Raw genomic sequence first — 18,437 nt, 5'->3', positions numbered from 1 at the left:
TCAAGCCTTGGCGTCGAAAAGACTGCCGAGTTTATCGGAAACGTTCGCGTTTAATATTCTCAAGCTGACTTGAGTTTGTTTATCCACTAATTCCTTAAAAGTATTCAATGTATCTTTTAAGATATCTTTTAATTTTTCTTGGTTCAGAGCCATTTCAAGTTTTCTTTTTCTTCCTTCTAATTCCGTTTTTTTGATAGAATCGAATCTTTGTTCTTCTACGTTTTTTTTCATTTCAAAGGACTGAAGTTCCGATTCGACTCTGCGGATCTCCGAAAGAATTTGTTTTTCCCTGTCGTTGAAAGCCGAGGTTTTTTCTTCTTTTTTAAGTGTGTCCTTTTCTTTCGAAGATGCGTCCTGCGAGATTTCGTTTTTACGCGGGGTTTCCTCCGACTTTTTCGCAGTGACGGCCTCGGTTTCGCCGGAAACTGCCACAAGTTTTCCATTTCGAAACTCGTAATGGATTTTCATGTTTAAAGAACGAATTTCGGCTCGGTCCCTCATCGCGTCGGAGCGGAACTCAGCGACATGTCCAAGTTCATGTGAGATGACATGAAGAACGGAAGTGGACGAAGGAGCGCTTTCCAATTGTCCATGTCCGATATAATGCAAAGATTCATCCCGTGGAATTCCAAGTTGAGTCCTATGTTCACCGCCGATTTTCATTCTAATACTAGTGTCGGCTTATAAAACCCCAAGTTAAGGATTGGTTTATAAAATATTTCCAAAATCGATGAAATTCTTTGATAAAAAGAAGAATAGAAATTATAATAAGATTGATTCAGAATTTTAGTAGCCCCATCCGGCTCCAATAGAAGCGAGACGCCGAATGTTGCAATCATGTGGGAGTTCCCACATATTCGATGTTAGTCACTATAAATGTGGGAACTCACACAAATTTTCTTCGTGGTTTTGGGGGCAGGCTCTAAGAATTTTCGCAGATCTGTCTTTTTTCATTTGAAAGAAGAAGTCGGCTGGATTGTGAAAGTTTTAGTGAAAGTGCTCAATCGACGGAAGCAATCTTATTTAAAATCTCAGCGATAACGGCATCTGATAAATCGTGAAACAAAAGCCCGTATTTATATTTTTCGTGAATCACATCTTTCCTGACAATATCGGCTTCGATTTGAGTGGAAAACATAGGGGATATAAATTTTACACGCTCACCCAAAAGAATTTCCTCTCTGGAACTAATCGACGCTCCGATCATACTCATATCTTCAAGATTTCCCAAAATTTCATTCTTACCAAGGAGCATCTTTACTAGGTTGTTCTTCCGGAAGCGTTTGTAAAAACGTTTATCGGCAAAAATATCGTTCGTACTTCTCTTTTGTTGCCCTATATCAGTTTGCATAGGCTATCCAGAATAACTCAGATTAAATGAAATAAAAGAAAATTTTTAAGAAAATAAAGAATAACAAACTTCAAATTCTCTTTAGAGACGTTCTTAAAAGAGGACCGATCCAAAAACAACTTCTTAACTTCTTAGAGAGAAAACGAATCGTTCTCTCTTCCTAAAAGAACTTCCATCTTTACGGAAGCCCCGGATTCCTGATGAAAAATTCTAAAAATATCTTCATCCTTGTGATCCGGTTCGTGATGTGTCAATACTAGGCGTTTAACCTCTAAAATTTCTCCGCAACGAACCGCAACCTTACCACAAGTGTGTCCCCAACCTATTTTTTTTTCGGCTTCTTCGGAACTGTACTGAGCGTCGATGATCAACAGATCCGTTTTTCCGAAAGACTTTTTGAGTTCGAAAAACTCTTCGAGATCGGGTTCCTGAACCTCGACGTCGGTACAAAACAAAAAACTCTTACCATCTTCCTCGAATCGAAACCCGGTACAATTTCCCGGATGTCTGAGAAGAAACGGAGTCACCTTTACGGACCCGATATCCGTGCTTTTATTTTTTTCAAGAAGATGAAAGGTCTTTTTGGACATCATACCCGAAAGGGGAATGGGGAAATGCTCCTCGTTCTGTTGTCTTTCAAATCTTTCTTGAAGATTCGGAATGGTGGAGTAAAAATGAATATCCACACCTGGAAAATAAGCGGGTTTAAAAAACATCCAACCTTGTATATGATCCCAGTGAGTGTGAGTGATCAAAATGTGAATCGTATCACCGGGTTTGAGACCCTCCGCAAGCAGATCGTTTCCTAACTGTCGAATTCCGGAACCACAATCGATAATATAACGTTCTCCGGATCGAGCTTGTATAAAGACGCAAGTAGTGTTTCCCCCGATCGTTCGCGATAGGGAAGGATCTAAGGAATTTAAGAACGTTTCCTCTGAAAAATTTCCGTTCTGCTTTTTGATTTCGGAATGAGCCGCTTTCAGAATTTTAAGAATTTTCTCCCTGTATTCCGATTCACTCAGTGGTGTGGGGAGCGAGCCCCGTACGCCGTATAGTTTTACTTTCACTGTATTATATTAGACAAACAAAATGTGTAAAATTCTCTGACGATAAGCCATGGTCCAAGAACTCGAACAAAAACTCTGGTCGATCGCAAGCGGAATCCCTTTCGCTTCGGATTATTTTTTGCGGGCTAGTCCTTTAAGGAAACTGAAAAAAGAAAATTTATTCTCAAAAGTGTTCGAGACATATTTTTTAGAGTTGGGCTCCGGCTGGGGGGAAGTTGCGATCTCTATGGCCCTTCAAAGACCGAACACAGGTTTCGTATTGATGGAGAAGAAGTTCGATCGAATCCGGCACACGATACGCGGAATCGAAAAACATTCTCTCGATAACGTGAAAATTCTCTGTGTCAACTTCAATTGGTTCTTGGAAGACGTATTTGAAGAGAACCTTTTTTCCGAAATCCTACTCAATTTCCCGGATCCTTGGCCCAAAAGAAGACATCATAAAAAAAGAACGATGAATTCCAAGTTTCTGGAATCTCTGAGAATTCTCCTTCCGGAAAAAGGAAAGTTTTCCTTTGCAACGGATTACGGTCCTTATGCGAGAAAAGCGATTCGTCTTTTCAGAGATTCGGAAGTTTTCAGACCGGAAACGGTCGAACTGAGATCGGAAAGGAACGAAATTCCCGTTTCTCACTTTGAAAGAAAAAAACGGGAAGAAGGAAAAAGGATCTACTACATCGATCAAGTTTTGATCCGAAAATAAGTTTCTCTTACCGACAATCTATCAAACGATCTATGAAGGGTAAGGCACGGTACTAAGCCAACATTGCCGAACAATTTTTAGAAAGTGATGGTACTCTGAGTTTCCGACAAATTTATTTTTCTTATGCCGATTTCATAACGCAAAACGGCGTCTCAGTATCAACGTAATCTTTTATAGAATAAAGTTAAATTTTGAAACGCACCGTTAAGGTCTTCAACGATAGACTAGAGAATATATTTTTCCTTCTTCGTCTTTCAATGGATAAGACCAGATCGGTTTGCCGTCGATCCCGTAACGAATCGCCTTCCCGGATTTAAAAAGAACAATTCCGTCGTCTTTTTTACCCGGAAGAATCCCTTCAATGTCGGACGCCTCCACGGTAAAAGAATTTACGTTGAGAGAACCCGATTCGACACGATATACGATTTTTCCGGCATAAAACCAAAGATAAGGAGAACGAACCACGAACTGAGAAGCGGAATTGTTCGGCAGATCGATCGAAGAGGATTTTTCGTTATTGATCGAAACGATTTTCTTTCCGGATAAAAAGAAAATTCCGGTTTCATAAGATCCTAAATATCTAAGTTCTCCGGCTCCTTTTTGAAAGATCTTTTTGGCATTCAAGTCCTTTAGAGAAGCATCATATACTTGTGCTTGGATTCCGTCTTTTTGTGCGACCGAAAATAAAACGCCGGATTTAATCCCCGACCAAAAAGAACCTTCAAAGGAAACCGAACCGTTCAACTCGAGTTGATCCGAATAACTGTAAATTTTAGAACTTTTTCCGGTTACAACTTCGACCAGGATGTTTTCTCCGGAAAGATTTGCCTTTTTGATTTCACCGGACGGAAGTTTCGTTTCTCTGAGTACGATTCCGGTTTTAAGATCCATAACTTCGAGTTTTTTTTCCGAAATTCCGATCAGACGTTTATCGGCCAACAAAAATTTATAAGGAGTCGCGGTCTGAATTCTCCAGTGACGAACCCCACGATCCTTATCTAAAGATTCTACGCTCGTTCCGTAATTTAATATTACGGAATTATTAATAAGAACGGGAACACCGATCAACTTTCCTCTGCTCTGATAAGATTGCAGAAGCACAGGATTGTCCTCGTCCGCAATCACCAATCTTTCGGCTTGAGCAGCGTGCGGAGAACCCGGGAATTTTTCCGCGAGTTCTCTTCCTAATTCCAGAACTTCTTTTTTAATCGCCGGATTGGCCATCTTCGTTTTTTGCTCCGAAAGAATACGAATCAAAGCGAAAATATCTCTTTCGTTTCTTTCCAATTCCAGAGCTTTACGAATTTCTTTTTCGGCCAGTTCCAAATCTCCGCGTTTGTAATAGATGTAAGAGATCTGATAGTGAGCGTCCGAAAATTCCGGATTTTTCTGTATGATTTCCTTAAAGATCACAATCGCTTCGTTATAAAGATTATCGTTAAACAGTATAATCCCGATGTTGTAAGGCGCAAGTTCGTTCGCGGAATCCTGTTGCATCGCGGCTTCAAATTCTTCCTTGGCGATTTTTTTATTTCCGGAATGATACATGGAGATTCCCTTACCGATTCTCGCAGCTACGAAATCAGTGTTGAGAAGTAGGGACCTATCAAAAGAATCGATCGACGCATCGTATTTTTTTCTTTGGAGATGGATGATTCCCATCTGATAGTGGCTATAATAAGAATCCGGTTTTTTAGCGAGGATCTCCTTAAAACCCGCCTCGGCCTTATCCACTTCTCCTTTTCGGAGCAAAAACGCATTGATCGCTTCCCTCGTTTGAAGGTTACGAGTTCCGGGCGGAGGACTTTCCAACATCGAAATTCCTTTTTCTTCGTTTCCTAAAGCCAAATGACATTCAGCAATTTTAATATACAAAGTTAATTTTCCCGTTTTTTGAAACGCATCCTGATAAAGTGGTATCGCTTTTTCATATTGACGCATATTGAAAAGTTTATTCGCTTTTTGAATGGTCGGAATTACGGTCGCGAACTTTTGATTTTCTTGGATCGTTTTTCTCGTTTCCGCGATTTCGGGAATATCTTTGGATAATTTTTCCGCCTTGGAAATCCAGTTTAATGCGGAATCGTGATTGTTCTTTTCGTTCTCTTCCAGAGAGATTTTATAATACAACATCGCGAGACGAAAATTGACCGCTTCGTTGTTCGGAAATTTTTTCTGAAGATTTTTATAAACGTTTTCCGCCTTTTCGTATTCCTTTTTATCTTCGTATGTTCTTCCCAAAACGATCGCAGCGGAAGGATCGTTGCCGGTTAAATTTTCCAATTCTTTCGTGTATTGATTGGCGAGGGTTTGATTTTTTTGAGAAGAATAAAGCCGGATCAATCCTTGAAGCGCTGGAATGTTTTGTTTATCTATGGAAAGCGCTTTCTTAAAATTTTCTTCCGAGGACTTCGATTCTCCCGAAATAAAATACAATCTTCCGAATGCGTTGTAAACGGAAGGTTCTTCCGAAAAGGCCTTTTTTGCTTTTTCGTAAAAGACTTTCGCTCCTTTGGTATCTCCTTTTCTGAGATGTTTATCCCCTTCGTAAATTTGTTCGGAAACGTCGATGAACGAGATGATTTGTTTTTTTTCGGATTCGGACTTTAAGGACTCCGCTTCTCTTCTCGCGACTTTATAACGATTTTCGGCGATCAACAAGAACACTAGATTTGTCACCGGCTCGACAAATGTAGGATCCAAATCTCGGGCTCTTGTAAAATACACAAGCGCCTTTGCCGGTTCGCCCAAAGCCTTCATGTTCAAACCCATTTGGTTTTGATAAATCGCGTTATTCGGAAACTGGGAAATCGCCTTTTCCAAAACGGATACTGACTTTCTGTAGTTTCCGGTTTTGTAATATACTGCCGCAATGCCCGAAATCGCCTCTTGATAATCGGGCTTAAGCGCGAGAGAACTTTCGAACGCTTTTAGAGCGACTTCGTATTCTCCCGTTAAAATTCGGGCGTTCCCCAAAAAAATATAAGGCGCGGGATTTTTCGGATCGTTTTGAATTGCGGTTTGAAAATGGGAAGCGGCTTCCTTATAATTCTTTTTTCTCATCGCTTGATTTCCGTTTTCCAAAGCCGACGCAACTCTGCTTACGGAAGCGGATTTTTTTGCGGACAACAACTCAGGATCGTTCTTTCTTGCCTCTTCGAAATAAACCTCGGCTTCCTCGTATTTCTTTAACTGCACAGCGGCGTCTCCGAGTTGCATGTTCAATTGGGCGGGAAACGCGAATTCTTTTGCGGGAATTTTTTTGAGAGTCTCATAGGATTGTTCGAACCTACCTTGGTTTTTTAAGATCACCGCTTTTTTAAAGGAATAATTGTATTTATCTTTAACCGCTAAAGATTCCAACTTTCCGTAAACTTCGATGGCCTCTTCGTTTTTACCTTCGGCCGTGTAAATGATGCCTAACGTGAGCAGAATCTGTTCGTTTTCGGGATCGATATCGGTTCCTTTTTTCAAGGAAATAAGAGCGTCTTGATTTTTGCCGAGTTTGTATTCGGAAACTCCCGCGAGATAATAACCGGGTGCGGTAGGATACGTATTTACCGCAAGATTGGCTTTCTCCAAAGACCTTTCAAAATTTCCTTTTTGAAAGAATGAATTTCCTTCATTCAAAATTCTTGAAACTCGTTTCAGTTTTTCACGGGTCGCCGAATCTTTTTCCAAAACCGAGTCCTGAGTTTGGGATTTTCTAAAATCCTTACTCAAACAATGGACCGTAAATTGTCCGCTAATAAAAACGAGTACGATAATCGATATGATATTGTTTTTCATAGAATCCAAACCTTTCATTTATAACCTTTGTATTCGATCTTGAGATTTCTTAACGGAGAACGTTTTGAAAATTTTTCCCCTCTCGTAAGAATGGAAATCCGCCAAACGCCGGAAACATCCAACTTGTCTTCCAAAACTTTAGAATATCCTAAATACAATCGAACCGTTCCCTCTTTTACGTCGGTTACGATCCGGAACGGACGTCCGTCTTCTTTGTCTTCCTTTTTGAATTTGTATGTTCCGACGTCGTTTCCATTGGAAGGAAAAGAATACACGCTGAGTCTTTCTTTTTCATATTCCAAGCTGATCGTTTTTTTCGACGTGTGAAAAGAAATTGCCGCGATTCCGGAATCGGTTTCGGAAGTGATCGGAATGATTCCTTCCAACTCCATATTTTCGGGAACGAACGGAACGGAAAAAACTCCGTACCAACCGGAGGGTAAAGAAGAAACATTCTGAAAATCTAATGTTTTTCCGGAAAAAGCCTGAAATCCTTTTTCGCCGGAAAGTTTCCAAAACTCGGGTTCGGAAACCAAGTTGTCGGTTTTATAAGGTAACGCGATTTCGGTGATTTTATCCGCGTCCACGATCATTTGGCCTTCGTAATAAACCAAAGGTCCGTTTTCCGTGTCACGAACCAATTCCAACTGCATCGCACCCGGAGTAAGATTACTTCTATATAAAGGAGTTTCTCCGATTCTTAAACCGTCCAACGCAACTTGAAGCGCTTCCGGAAAACTCAAAATTCTTAAGCCCCCCAGCGTTCGATCTTCTTTCCATTCTTGATAAATGGAGATCGTCTGACCCGAGCGGATTTGTAAGGATTTGATAATATCTTTTTGTCCGGGACGAGTGATTTGAATTTGTTGTAAACCTTCCGGCAAAGAATAATTTCGAAAGGACGCGATTCCGATCTTTTCGCCTTGAAACGAAACCTCGGTATCCGCGGAAGAAGCGCTGAAGGAAAGATAACCTTGAATCGATTTTTTAAGAATCAAATCGATTTCCCCGGAACTCAAAGACTTTTCCCAAATCGGAACCAAAGAGGATTTTTGATCGAGTGCAAGCACTCCGGAACTGTGTTTCAGATAATAGGCTTGATTCGTTTGTAACTCATCCGTGGTTTGGGGAGGTTGAAAGGAACCGTCCACGTTTCCATAAACGATCTCTTTTATCGGATCCGTGATTTTTTGATTTACGATCCATTTCCCGGAGACCTCGCGGATATCGGTTTTTATCACGGCATCTACGTTCAACCTTTTGAGTTCTTGGGAAAGCTGCGAAGGATCTCTCCAAGCCGCATCCGTTATACGTACTTGTTTTCCTTTTACCTTAGCCCAAATCAAACGAACCTCGTCGCTTAAGAAAGAACCCAACTTGGAATCCATTTGGTCGGGAACCTGGATCGGAGCCATAACGAATACCGGAACCGCATTTCCGATTTTTCGAATCTTATAATCGGTATCGGAACCTACTCCAAAAATCGCTTCTTCCTCTTTGAGCGACTTAAACGTCGGCTCCTGCAAAACGGAATTGAAGTTTTCGATTTTTTGAACGGAAGAACAATCAATAAGAATCCATAAGAAAAAAAAGGAGAATCGTATCGGGTTAAAAATCAATTTCATAACAGTTCCATTAATTTTCATCAGTTGAATAAGAAATCCATTATAAAAAAATCGAAGGAAGGATCATCCGTAATTTTCGATGATTCGATTAAAAATAAAAAAACCGGAGAGAGTTCTCCGGTTTGTAAAACGTTAGTTCAAGGATTTATCGAAACCCTAAAAGGTTTCTTTCGGGTTTAATTTCAGTTTTTCCTTTTGTACATCTTGCTGAATATATTTGGTTTCATTTACGACCTTAGCGGTTTTTGTAACCTCGTCCGCGTTGTTACGATCGGCCTCGCGTTTTTGAAACTCGGCTCTTACTTCCTCTACGGAACCGGATTGACTCAAGATTTTGAGTTCTTCACTGGAGGATTTGAGTTCTTCCACGAGTTTTCCATATTCAAAAGTTTCGTTTTTATGAAGAACGATCAGTTCTTTCATTTCGGAAAGCGAATCGTTTTGAAGGGAACGAATCAACTTGTCCGTAAGTTTTTGATTCTTCTCGATTCTAAGCTCGCGGTTCTTGCTCAGGATCACTTCGGAAGATTCTCCCTTTTTTGAGACTGCGATACTTCCTTCGATCACCGCAAAACGAACGGTACAATTTTCTTTCGCACAATTGACTTTGGATCCTTGCGGACTTTCTACGGAAGTTAAAAAGGAAGTTCCCCTAACACCTGCAAGTGCGGTCGGAGTGGAAACGATAAACTCGGTGGTTTTCTGATTTTTCTTTACCATCGTCACGATTTTTCCGTAGTTCACTTGAACGTTCGTGTCCGATCCGTTCGGATTCATCAGAGAGGAAATCGCAATATCGGAATTTTTAGACATCTTGATAATACCGCTGTCCGCAACCATAATCTCCGCTCCTGCGTTCGATCCGGTTAGAACCCGATCTGTGGAAGAAAGCTCGACTCCTAATTCCGCTTTTTTTTCCCCGGAATCGGAAAGAATTTTCACGTCTCCCAGAACCCATACGATTCTTGCCGTCGCGGCATTGGATTCGGTTTTGACCTGATCGCTACCGGATGATTTGTTAGTGCTACAAACGATCGATAACGCGGACAATATACATATAATCGCAATCAATAGATAACGTTTCATAAACCCCCCAAAAACTTGAAAAAGATTCCACTATGGATAACAACCCATCCAAGAGAAAATTGCAAGAATTTAGAATTAGTATATCATACGAATGTAAGTATTTTATATAAAAAAACCGTAAACCGGAACTTTATACGGCGCTTATCGACAAAAAAAAGCGGTTTGAAACCTACATTAACGTGAGTTCGATATAACAAATGCGAAAGCGATTGAAGCGGAATCAACAAATTGGAATCACGAAAGAATTTCGCTTTTCGGGCGATTTATCAATTTGTTGATTGGAGCATTATGTTGCGACCGCAGGCAGCAACATTGAGTTCAAGCGCGGTCCGGCCAAAACTCAAGCGGATTATTCTAAGATCGGAGGCCAAGGCCGGATTCGCCCCGTTTTCGACCGCAGAACGCGCGTTAGCCTATAGGTTTATTTTTTTTCGGTTTTTCCGGCTCGACGATAATAGCGTCCAATTCCTCTTCCAACTTACATTTTGGATAGTTGTCAACCGGAAGACTGGCTCCTACCCAACCGAAGGCCTCTTGAGCGGTAATTACGTGAATATCCCAGCCCATGACGATATTCGGACAACTCCAAACCTTGTTTCTGCATAAAACCTGGCCGGATTTCGGTTTCGGATAAGCCCAAGCGGAAGGCGGATAAACACATTTCATTTCCACTTCGGCGATCTTTCTCAACCTTTTGACGTTTACTTCAAATTCTTTGAAAGTAGCAACCAAAGGATTTGCGAGAAGTTCGTCAAAGTATTTTTTGGAGGTATTGTAAGCGATATAATAGACCAATTCTTCCATCACGTAATCCTTATCGGAAGCGTGGTGACTGATATTTGCGATATAACGGGTTAACTTCAACGTGTCGGTCAGTAAGGCTTGGAAAAAGTCGTAGGATTTTTCCGGGATCGCGTCTTCTTTCGAACTTTCCTCCTTGCTATCGCTTTCGCCGTCGTTGGAAACGATATCATCCAAAAAAGTTTCGTCTATGTTTTGGCTTTGTCCGCCTTTATCGATCGAAATCGGTTTATCCGGATTGTCGATCATTCCGAGCGGCATATGATTGGAAATCGCGGCGTATGTGATCCAACAAGATCCAGTTTTTGTAATGTATCCGAACACTTGTTTGCGATTCGGACTTTTTCGTTGTCATCGTCGGGCAGTTTGATAAATCGATCCGCCCCGATCCGGGGAATGTCCATGAGGAGTCCCGCGATAAAAGCGTATCGCCTTAGAAGTCTGAACTTCATCGTATCCGGAATCATCACGATTCCGAGAGCCAAAAGCCCCAACTCGCTGATGTATTTAAAGAAGTTTAAATTTTGATTGTAGACTTTTAAAAGAGTCAAAACCGTCTTTTTGGAAAATAAGGAATTTCTAATGATTCCCTTATAATTATAAATCGCGTTTTCATACATGAATTTCAGAAACTTCATATCCGTGGATTTGAGTTGATTTATGATTTTTACGGCGAGAATATTCTGAATCTGCTCCACAAGTTCCTTATTCAACTTCACGTTGAATTTGGGAGTATATTGTCCTTTGATATCCTTCAAACGAGAAAGTGTGGATTCCTTAATCTGCACTTCCTCTTTTACCAACACATTTCCGGAATTGTCTTCGATCGGAGAAAGAAAACGAATCATAGATCCGGTTTCAAATTCTCTTGCAAAGTCGATTAGATCGTCGATTGAATCGAATTCCAGATAAGAATGTGTGACTTTCATTTTGAAATCCTATCTCTTCGTGTAACTCTATGCGGGTTATCAAGACTTGTAAGCATCGATTCCAAACTTTTCCTTCTTTCCAAAGTTATCGATTCGGTTTTCAAAACGGACAACATCGCGCAACCGGAGGATAGTTTACAACAATTCGATTCTTCACAACGTTTTTTTTGACTGGAGAGTTCGGGAAAACTTTCCAGAATTTCCTCTTTTTTCAGATGGAGAATTCCCCATTCTTTTATTCCCGGAGAATCGATCAAAGTCGTTCCGTCTTCCAAAACGAGCAAAAGGGAATTCGTAGTCGTATGTTTTCCCTTATCTTTCGAAACGCTAATCCCGGAAGTTTTCTGAACCTGAGTTCGAGTCAATAGATTGATTAAAGTAGACTTACCAACTCCCGAATTTCCGACGAGGAACGTCGTTTTTCTCCGCAGATATTTTTGCAATTCGGAAATCCCCTCTCCGGTCGTGCAAGAAATTCCAAACGCTTGATATCCGAGGTCCCGATAAACTTTCATACGATTTTCGGCTTCGTTTTCGGAAGTAAGATCCAACTTTGTAAATAGAATCAGCGGTTGTGTGCGAGATGTAAAAACCGCCGCCAAACATCGATCTAGAAAACCATCCTTGGTTTCGGGTGATTTTAGAGAAATAAGAACCGCAGTTTGATCCGCGTTCGCGCATAAAACCTGAGTATCTCCTTCGCGGCTTTTGCGAGTTAGGAAAGATCTTCTTTCCAATCTTTCGCAGATTACCCAATCCTTACCCGAAGAAAGTTCTGCGAGAATTTTATCTCCGACCACGAACGGATGTCTTTCTTCCGCGGAGACGGTCCTCAATTTTCCTTTGAGAAAGGCCCTTACGATCCCTCGTTCGGGAGAATAAATTTCATAATAAGCTCCGTAAACTCGGGAAATGATAAAAAATTCTTTGACTGAAGGATCCGACTCTAACATGATTTCAACGCGCTTTGTATGCCGACCCGGAGACTCAATGCCTTAGGGCCAATCGTATATTTAATTCTTTTGATAACCTGTTTTCAGCTTATCAATGTGCTGATTTTACAGTCATTTCATTTCTTTTCTTTCAATTCTCACGGACTTATTTTCGCTCTTATCCCCGGTACGATTTTAGGATTTATAGTCTACGTCCTTTCCCTTCGAATTTTAAGAAGAATTTCCGGTAAATTTTTAGGAAGAATTTTTCCGTTCCTTCAGTTTTCGAACAGCGAGATCGTTAAGTATCTTTCGATTTTGGATCAATTTAAAAACGATCTCATCGCGACGAACCTAACCGGGCTCGTATGTGAGAAAATTCTAAAATTCATCCAAACCGTCGTCCCCGCAAAAAAGGTTACGATCCTTCTTTGGAAAGAGGAAATGGGAAAATTCGCTCCTTGTCCGGATTCGGGAGAAATTCAATTTTTTATTTTCGATCCGTTTCTTCTTTGGATCACCGAAAACGATAGGATCTATAACTTTAAGGAATTTGCAACCGATTTCAGTCTGAGTAAGATTCGAAATTCCGCCGAAAACTTTTTCACAAAAACCGAAGCGGAGTTGGTGATTCCTTTAATTCTCAACAAAAGTCTTTTGGGAATGATCGTTTTGGGAGAAAGAAAAAATCGAAAAAATTACAACTCTTCCGAAATCGATAAACTCAACGAAATACGTTCCGTTTCCGTAATGGCGCTTTCCAATGCGATTTTCTACGAACGTTTGATCGAGTTAACCGAAACCTTGGAGGAAAAAGTTAAGATCCGCACTCAAGAATTGGAAAACGCCCAATCACAATTGATCTTGTCCGAGAAGATGGCTTCTCTCGGTATCATGGTGGCCGGAATCGCACACGAGATCAACACACCTGCCGGTGTGATCAACGGAGCCGCGGACAACTTGGATCAAAATATGAATTATCTGGTTCGAAACGTTTTCGATATCGTTCTTTTGGCTAAAAATAGAAAACTTAGAAAAAATTTCGAACTCGCTCTTCTTCACCTGCTTCGAGACAAAAAAAGTTCGGAACTCGATTCGAGAACAAAGTTCCGTTTAAAAAACGAACTCAAAGAAGAAATGAAAAGTATGAACTTCGGTCCTTCCCTTACCTCGGAACTTTCAAATTTTATTATAGAGAATCAGATCGGAGAGGAAAGAAAATACATATATAACGTTCTTCTAAAGGACGACGACCGCGGATATTTGATGCTTAAAAACGCCGCTCACATCAATCGAAACATCAAAAACATCCGATACGCGATCCGAAACATCGTTCGAATCGTAAAAGCTTTGAAGTCCTATTCCCATTTGGATCAATCCAAAATCTTTTCTCCCGCTAACCTCGTGGAAGGTTTGGAAAATACGTTAATCATCCTCCACAACCAAGTCAAATACGGAATTGAAGTGGTTCGGAATTTTCAGGAAATCCCTCTTGTACTCTGTAACCCCGACGAACTGAACCAAGTATGGACGAACCTGATTCAAAACGCGGTGCAAGCCTTAAAAGGAAAAGGTAAAGTCGAAATTTCGGTTTTTCCTTTAAACGATTTGGTCGTGGTTGAAATCGAAGACAACGGACCCGGAATTCCCGTTAAAATTCAAGATCGGATTTGGGATCCTTTTTTTACGACCAAGGATCAAGGAGAAGGAACCGGGCTGGGTTTAGGAATCGTAAAGGGAATCGTGGAAAAACACAAAGGCAAAATCACTTTAACTTCCAATCCCGGAAAAACGATTTTCCGAGTGGAACTACCCCTCAATCCCGAAGCCGTCTCCGAAAACGCAAGGTCCTGATTCATTCCGAAAATTTAAAATACGATCAAGAGCGCATAACGTGAAACGTGACAAAGAGAATTCGGAAATTTCATTCTTTAAGGAAGTTTATACTTTGGTTAAAAAAGTTCCCAAAGGCAAAGTGACTTCTTACGGTAGAGTCGCCGCGCTTTTGGGAAAACCGAGAGCCGCTCGTGCGGTCGGTTATGCGTTAAACGCGCTTTCCAAAGGCCAGGAACAGAAAGTTCCCTGGCAAAGGGTGATCAACAGTCAGGGAAAAATTTCCTTTCGAGGCGACACGGGTCGTTCGATCCTGCAAAAGAAAATGCTCGAAGACGAAGGAATCCAATTCAATTCGGCGGAAACGATCGACTTGAAAGTATTCGGTTGGCCGGATATGATCCCTCGTAAGGTAGTTCGTAAAAAAAGAAAACACATGTCTCAAAACCGAATAGACTCAAAAGCTTAATGATATTTCGTTTATCCGAGTTACAATTAAACTTTTTGAACAAGAAAAATCAAAGGCCGCGTGGGAGTTCCCGTAGAAACTTTTACTTGCAAAAAGTATGATTTTATGATAAAGAACCGCGGTATTGCATTGGAATATGCGGTAAATTCAAGACGGGAAATTTTCTTTTACCGATCTCTATAAAATTGAGTACCGTTAATTTTTATCGCCAAATACCGTTTTAATGCAAAATATTTGAGTATTTTATTATATGGTTATGAGTAAGAATTAAAACATGGAAACACATCAATGACTCAAAAAATAAAGCCGGTCACTTTGACGATCGCGGGCTCCGATTCCGGAGGGGGCGCCGGAATTCAAGCGGACTTAAAAACGTTCACCGCATTGGATACGTTCGGAACCACCGCAATTACTTGTCTTACTTCGCAAAACCCTTCGGGTGTTACTGGAATTTTGGAAGTGGAAGTGGACTTTTTGGAAAAACAAATCGTAGCCGTTCTGGATTATTTTCCCGTAAAATCGATTAAAACGGGAATGTTATTTTCGACGGCCATCATCGAAAGAACGAGTTCTCTTCTTTCAAAAAGAAAGAATGCCGAAAAAAAATTCTCACTCGTGATCGATCCCGTGATGGTTGCAACGAGCGGCGCCAAACTTTTACAAGACTCTGCAATTGAAGCATTGTTAACGAGTCTGATCCCTATTGCAGACTTAATCACTCCCAATCTGGACGAGGCTGAAATCCTTTCCGGAAAAAAAATCGATCGAAGCGGAGATATGCCGGATCTCGCAAAAGAAATATTCGAAAAATTTAAAGTTCCCGTTCTTTTAAAAGGCGGTCATTTACAAAATGAGGACGTCGCACTCGATATTTTGTACGACGGGAAAAAAATTACCGAATTTGAAAAACCGTTCGTAAGAGAATTTTATCCGCACGGAACCGGATGTACTTACTCCTCTGCGATCGTTTCTTATCTGGCGCGAGGCGAGAAGTTGATCGAAGCGGTTCGATTGGCGAAAGAATATTTACACGCGGCGATCGAACAATCTTATACCGCGGGAAAAGATAAAACGTTAAATCATACTCCGGTATTTCACTAAAACTTTAAGCAGATCTCAAACTTTATTTTCAATTTAATAAGATTGTATTTTTATTTAACGTGAGTTCGACGGTTGAAAGTTTGGGCGAATCAGAAACTCAACGCAGAGCTTTCCTAAACTCAATCTCACTCCCTCCTATGGGTCGCTCTACGGGTCGAAATATACAATCGCTTTCGCATTTGTTATACCCAACTCACGTTAACAAAAATAAAATTCATTTCTTTTCGTTTAACAATTCGTCTTGTATAAGTTTTTCCAGAATGATCAAAGGCAAAGACCCGTTGTCTAAAACGACTGAATGAAATTTTCGAATATCGAAGGTCTCCTTTTTATGAGTTCTTACCTTTTCTCTCAGCTCTAGAATTTTCAACATTCCGAGTTTATACGAACAAGCCTGACCCGGATAAACGATATATCTTTCGATCTCTGCGGTCACGTCTTTCGGAGCCATGCCCGTATTCTGCATCATATAAGAGATCGCTTGTTCCCGGGTCCATCGTTTATGATGTAATCCGGTATCGACTACAAGTCGAACGGCTCTGAACAATTCCGCTTGAAGTCTCCCTAAATCCGAATAAGGATCCTGAAAAAAATCATAATCCTTTGCAAGACGCTCCGCATACAAGGCCCAACCTTCCACATAAGCGGTAAACGTGATCGTGTTTCTAAAACGAGGAAGTCCTTTCAGTTCCTGCATGATCGCAATCTGAAGGTGATGACCCGGAATCGTTTCGTGATAAGTCAAAGTTTTCATCCCGAACGTTGGAATCTCTTTCGTGTCCCTAAGATTTGCGTAAAAAACTCCCGGCCTAGAACCGTCTAACGCAGGTTCGTCGTAATACGCACCGGGCGCCGTTTTTTCCTTAAAGACGTGAATTCTTTCCACTTCCACTTTGCTTTCCGGCATCCTGAAGAACAAAGGTTTCGTTTTGTTCTCGGAATCCTTTAGGATTTTCTTATATTCTTCCAGAGCTTGTAACTTGCCTTCCTCGTTGTCCGGAAATAAAAACCGAGGATCTTTTCTGAGTTCGGACATCGCAATCGGAATGGGTTGATTTTTTCCGATACTTTTCAAAATCGTTTTCATTTCGTTTTGAATACGAGAAACCTCCGACAAACCGATTTTATGGATTTGTTCGGGACTCAATTCGGTCGTAGTATGTTTTTTCAATTCGTGAGAATAATAGGCGTCTCCGTCCGGAAGTTTCCAAACTCCGGCCCTTGAGTCCGCGTGTTTTTTTTGTTCTAATAATCGATTTAGTAATTTTGAATATGCCGGATAAACTCCCGATTCGATCGATTGTTGAACTTTCGCTAAATAACGGGGCTTTGAATCCGCGGAGATGGAATTGATTTTTCCGATTTTTTTCTCGAATGCGACGTATAGAATGTTCTCCCGAACCGGAACTTCGACGAATCCCCTTACTTCCGAAATCAGCCGATCCAATATGAAATCGGGCGGGAGAATTTCGTTTTTATCCCTGTATAAAATTCCTTCGATCAGTTGGTCGATTTTTTTGGGAACGGCTTCCAGTCTTGCGACGTAATTGTCGACGTCTTGAGAAGAAGTGATCGGATGTTGAGTCGCTAAAAAGGTCGGAAGTTGACTTTGAATTCCAAACAACTGATTTGCGGGATAATCGTGGAATAGAAATCTTTCGCCTGAGATTTTTAAACGAAGAGACCATTCCAATATTTCAAAAGATAATAACTCCTGGCCGGATAAACTTTCTTTTCCGTAGGATAAAAGAGTTTCCAGATCCTTCTTCGCTTTTTCCAAATCTCGTTTTTGTTTTTCAATCGATATGTCGGTAAGTTTTTTTTGATAACCGATAATTCCGAAGTTGTTCAAAATTCCAAGAGACGTCAGATATTCCGGGTCGTCCAAAACGGATTCCCAAAAAATCTTTTCATAAAACAATCCGATCGTAAACGGTTTAAAGAAAATCGTATGTAAAAACAGAGTTAACGTTAAGAAAAGTAAGATCAAAATCCCGATAAGAATTCTTTTGAAAAGAGAAGTATTCGACATAGTGAAACAGGATACGAAAAGTCCGAGAAAATGAAATTCTATTTTTATAAAACAAATCGAAAGAAATAAATTTTCGTCAACCCCGACATCCGAACCTTATCGAATTAGCGGACACGGTCGTGCAGAAGAAACGGATACAAAGTACGGCTCTTAAAATACAATCTCATAAAGACTTCATAATGTTCTAAACTAATGGAACGATAATCAAAAAAATAAAGGAAATGAGTAAGATCCAGATTCCTGCGGAAGACAAAGAGAACCAAAGTGAATTCCGCCATTGGACCAGGGGAGTCGCAACGAATAAGATCATACCTAAGTAAGAAAGATAGGGTGAGCGATCATAGAGATGTTTTTGCCATTCTATAAATCCTTCCTTAAAGTCCTTTACGTCTCCGCGGAACTTTAAATCCAAGATCAATTCTCCGATCCATCCGGCGACGGAAAAAATCAAAGTCCACACAAAGAATAAAATCGAAGCGGATAATGGAATCGTTCCGAACCGAAGAAAAATATGAATTGTAAGAAAAAACATCCCAAGAACCGGCAAAAGCGGATAAAGAATTTTGGTTCTCAAAAATTTACTTTCCGCCGCGTAACGGAAAAAAGGAATCGAATTCCGAGACTGAAACGATCCGCAAAATACACACTGGATCGACTCCGCTAAGATATGTGTGCCGCAGTTCCTGCAGAATCGTTTTTCGTTCTCCATATTCGAC

General features: G+C 40.7%; 13 protein-coding genes and 1 pseudogene. 4 read left to right on the top strand and 10 right to left on the bottom strand.

Features of this window, described 5'->3' with window-relative positions; all coding sequences use genetic code 11:
* The 3 genes from LEP1GSC060_RS11395 to LEP1GSC060_RS11380 form a co-directional block, all read right to left on the bottom strand.
* Positions 1-663 carry a hypothetical protein gene (locus LEP1GSC060_RS11395; protein WP_003004064.1) on the bottom strand — a complete coding sequence of 221 codons (663 nt, stop codon included), beginning with the start codon at positions 661-663 and terminating at the stop codon, positions 1-3.
* Positions 664-1,000: 337 nt separating this feature from the next.
* The gene (locus tag LEP1GSC060_RS11385; RefSeq protein ID WP_003004656.1) at positions 1,001-1,351 is read right to left on the bottom strand and encodes a PilZ domain-containing protein; all 351 of its coding nucleotides are present in this window, start codon (positions 1,349-1,351) and stop codon (positions 1,001-1,003) included.
* A 131-nt stretch (positions 1,352-1,482) separates the two neighbouring features.
* The gene (locus LEP1GSC060_RS11380; RefSeq protein ID WP_003004631.1) at positions 1,483-2,421 is read right to left on the bottom strand and encodes an MBL fold metallo-hydrolase; all 939 of its coding nucleotides are present in this window, start codon (positions 2,419-2,421) and stop codon (positions 1,483-1,485) included.
* 49 nt (positions 2,422-2,470) lie between these two features.
* Between LEP1GSC060_RS11380 and trmB the strand changes: the two genes are divergently transcribed.
* A complete protein-coding gene (gene trmB / locus LEP1GSC060_RS11375) occupies positions 2,471-3,124 on the top strand; it encodes a tRNA (guanine(46)-N(7))-methyltransferase TrmB (protein WP_003004421.1) in 654 nt (217 codons plus the stop codon).
* A gap of 213 nt (positions 3,125-3,337) precedes the next feature.
* On the opposite strand, the gene LEP1GSC060_RS11370 is transcribed toward trmB, so the two are convergent.
* The 5 genes and pseudogenes from LEP1GSC060_RS11370 to rsgA form a co-directional block, all read right to left on the bottom strand.
* Positions 3,338-6,931, bottom strand: coding sequence for a tetratricopeptide repeat protein (locus LEP1GSC060_RS11370; RefSeq protein WP_003004239.1), 3,594 nt, complete (start codon positions 6,929-6,931; stop codon positions 3,338-3,340).
* The gene (locus LEP1GSC060_RS11365) at positions 6,928-8,538 is read right to left on the bottom strand and encodes an LIC10124 family lipoprotein (protein ID WP_003004153.1); all 1,611 of its coding nucleotides are present in this window, start codon (positions 8,536-8,538) and stop codon (positions 6,928-6,930) included. Before LEP1GSC060_RS11365 ends, LEP1GSC060_RS11370 begins: the two co-directional genes overlap by 4 nt.
* Positions 8,539-8,694: 156 nt before the next feature.
* Positions 8,695-9,624, bottom strand: coding sequence for a FecR family protein (locus tag LEP1GSC060_RS11360; RefSeq protein ID WP_036096226.1), 930 nt, complete (start codon positions 9,622-9,624; stop codon positions 8,695-8,697).
* Between the two features lie 408 nt (positions 9,625-10,032).
* Positions 10,033-11,354, bottom strand: a pseudogene (locus tag LEP1GSC060_RS11355) (hypothetical protein).
* Entirely contained in the window at positions 11,351-12,307 is a 957-nt protein-coding gene (gene rsgA / locus LEP1GSC060_RS11350) for a ribosome small subunit-dependent GTPase A (RefSeq protein ID WP_003004388.1), read from the bottom strand. Before rsgA ends, LEP1GSC060_RS11355 begins: the two are co-directional and overlap by 4 nt.
* An 18-nt stretch (positions 12,308-12,325) precedes the next feature.
* On the opposite strand from rsgA, the gene LEP1GSC060_RS11345 reads away from it, so the two are divergent.
* The 3 genes from LEP1GSC060_RS11345 to thiD all read left to right on the top strand — a co-directional run bounded on the left by LEP1GSC060_RS11345 (position 12,326) and on the right by thiD (position 15,689).
* Positions 12,326-14,140: a sensor histidine kinase gene (locus tag LEP1GSC060_RS11345; protein WP_036096225.1), complete on the top strand. Its 1,815-nt coding sequence runs from the start codon at positions 12,326-12,328 to the stop codon at positions 14,138-14,140.
* Between the two features lie 40 nt (positions 14,141-14,180).
* Positions 14,181-14,588 carry an MGMT family protein gene (locus LEP1GSC060_RS11340; protein ID WP_003004926.1) on the top strand — a complete coding sequence of 136 codons (408 nt, stop codon included), beginning with the start codon at positions 14,181-14,183 and terminating at the stop codon, positions 14,586-14,588.
* A 288-nt stretch (positions 14,589-14,876) separates the two neighbouring features.
* Entirely contained in the window at positions 14,877-15,689 is an 813-nt protein-coding gene (gene thiD / locus LEP1GSC060_RS11335; RefSeq protein ID WP_003004236.1) for a bifunctional hydroxymethylpyrimidine kinase/phosphomethylpyrimidine kinase, read from the top strand.
* A gap of 214 nt (positions 15,690-15,903) precedes the next feature.
* Here thiD and LEP1GSC060_RS11330 read toward each other — a convergent pair whose 3' ends face one another.
* Positions 15,904-17,721, bottom strand: a complete 1,818-nt coding sequence (locus LEP1GSC060_RS11330; protein ID WP_003004819.1) for a DUF885 domain-containing protein — start codon at positions 17,719-17,721, stop codon at positions 15,904-15,906.
* Positions 17,722-17,905: 184 nt separating this feature from the next.
* Positions 17,906-18,430, bottom strand: a complete 525-nt coding sequence (locus LEP1GSC060_RS11325; protein ID WP_003004653.1) for a hypothetical protein — start codon at positions 18,428-18,430, stop codon at positions 17,906-17,908.
* Positions 18,431-18,437: the final 7 nt, after the last annotated feature.

The sequence above is a fragment of the Leptospira weilii serovar Ranarum str. ICFT genome (genome assembly GCF_000332415.1).
Taxonomy (GTDB): Bacteria; Spirochaetota; Leptospiria; order Leptospirales; family Leptospiraceae; genus Leptospira; species Leptospira weilii_A.
Note: the sequence above shows the minus strand (reverse complement) of the source record. Positions and strands in the feature narration are given on the sequence as shown.

What these genes read in the sequence shown, in the direction of transcription:
- LEP1GSC060_RS11365 (WP_003004153.1), bottom strand. Translation starts at nt 8,538, where the DNA reads ATGAAATTGATTTTTAACCCGATACGATTCTCCTTTTTTTTCTTATGG.
- rsgA (WP_003004388.1), bottom strand. Translation starts at nt 12,307, where the DNA reads ATGTTAGAGTCGGATCCTTCAGTCAAAGAATTTTTTATCATTTCCCGA.
- trmB (WP_003004421.1), top strand. Translation starts at nt 2,471, where the DNA reads ATGGTCCAAGAACTCGAACAAAAACTCTGGTCGATCGCAAGCGGAATC.
- LEP1GSC060_RS11385 (WP_003004656.1), bottom strand. Translation starts at nt 1,351, where the DNA reads ATGCAAACTGATATAGGGCAACAAAAGAGAAGTACGAACGATATTTTT.
- LEP1GSC060_RS11370 (WP_003004239.1), bottom strand. Translation starts at nt 6,931, where the DNA reads ATGAAAGGTTTGGATTCTATGAAAAACAATATCATATCGATTATCGTA.
- LEP1GSC060_RS11330 (WP_003004819.1), bottom strand. Translation starts at nt 17,721, where the DNA reads ATGTCGAATACTTCTCTTTTCAAAAGAATTCTTATCGGGATTTTGATC.
- LEP1GSC060_RS11395 (WP_003004064.1), bottom strand. Translation starts at nt 663, where the DNA reads ATGAAAATCGGCGGTGAACATAGGACTCAACTTGGAATTCCACGGGAT.
- LEP1GSC060_RS11360 (WP_036096226.1), bottom strand. Translation starts at nt 9,624, where the DNA reads ATGAAACGTTATCTATTGATTGCGATTATATGTATATTGTCCGCGTTA.
- thiD (WP_003004236.1), top strand. Translation starts at nt 14,877, where the DNA reads ATGACTCAAAAAATAAAGCCGGTCACTTTGACGATCGCGGGCTCCGAT.
- LEP1GSC060_RS11325 (WP_003004653.1), bottom strand. Translation starts at nt 18,430, where the DNA reads ATGGAGAACGAAAAACGATTCTGCAGGAACTGCGGCACACATATCTTA.
- LEP1GSC060_RS11345 (WP_036096225.1), top strand. Translation starts at nt 12,326, where the DNA reads ATGCCGACCCGGAGACTCAATGCCTTAGGGCCAATCGTATATTTAATT.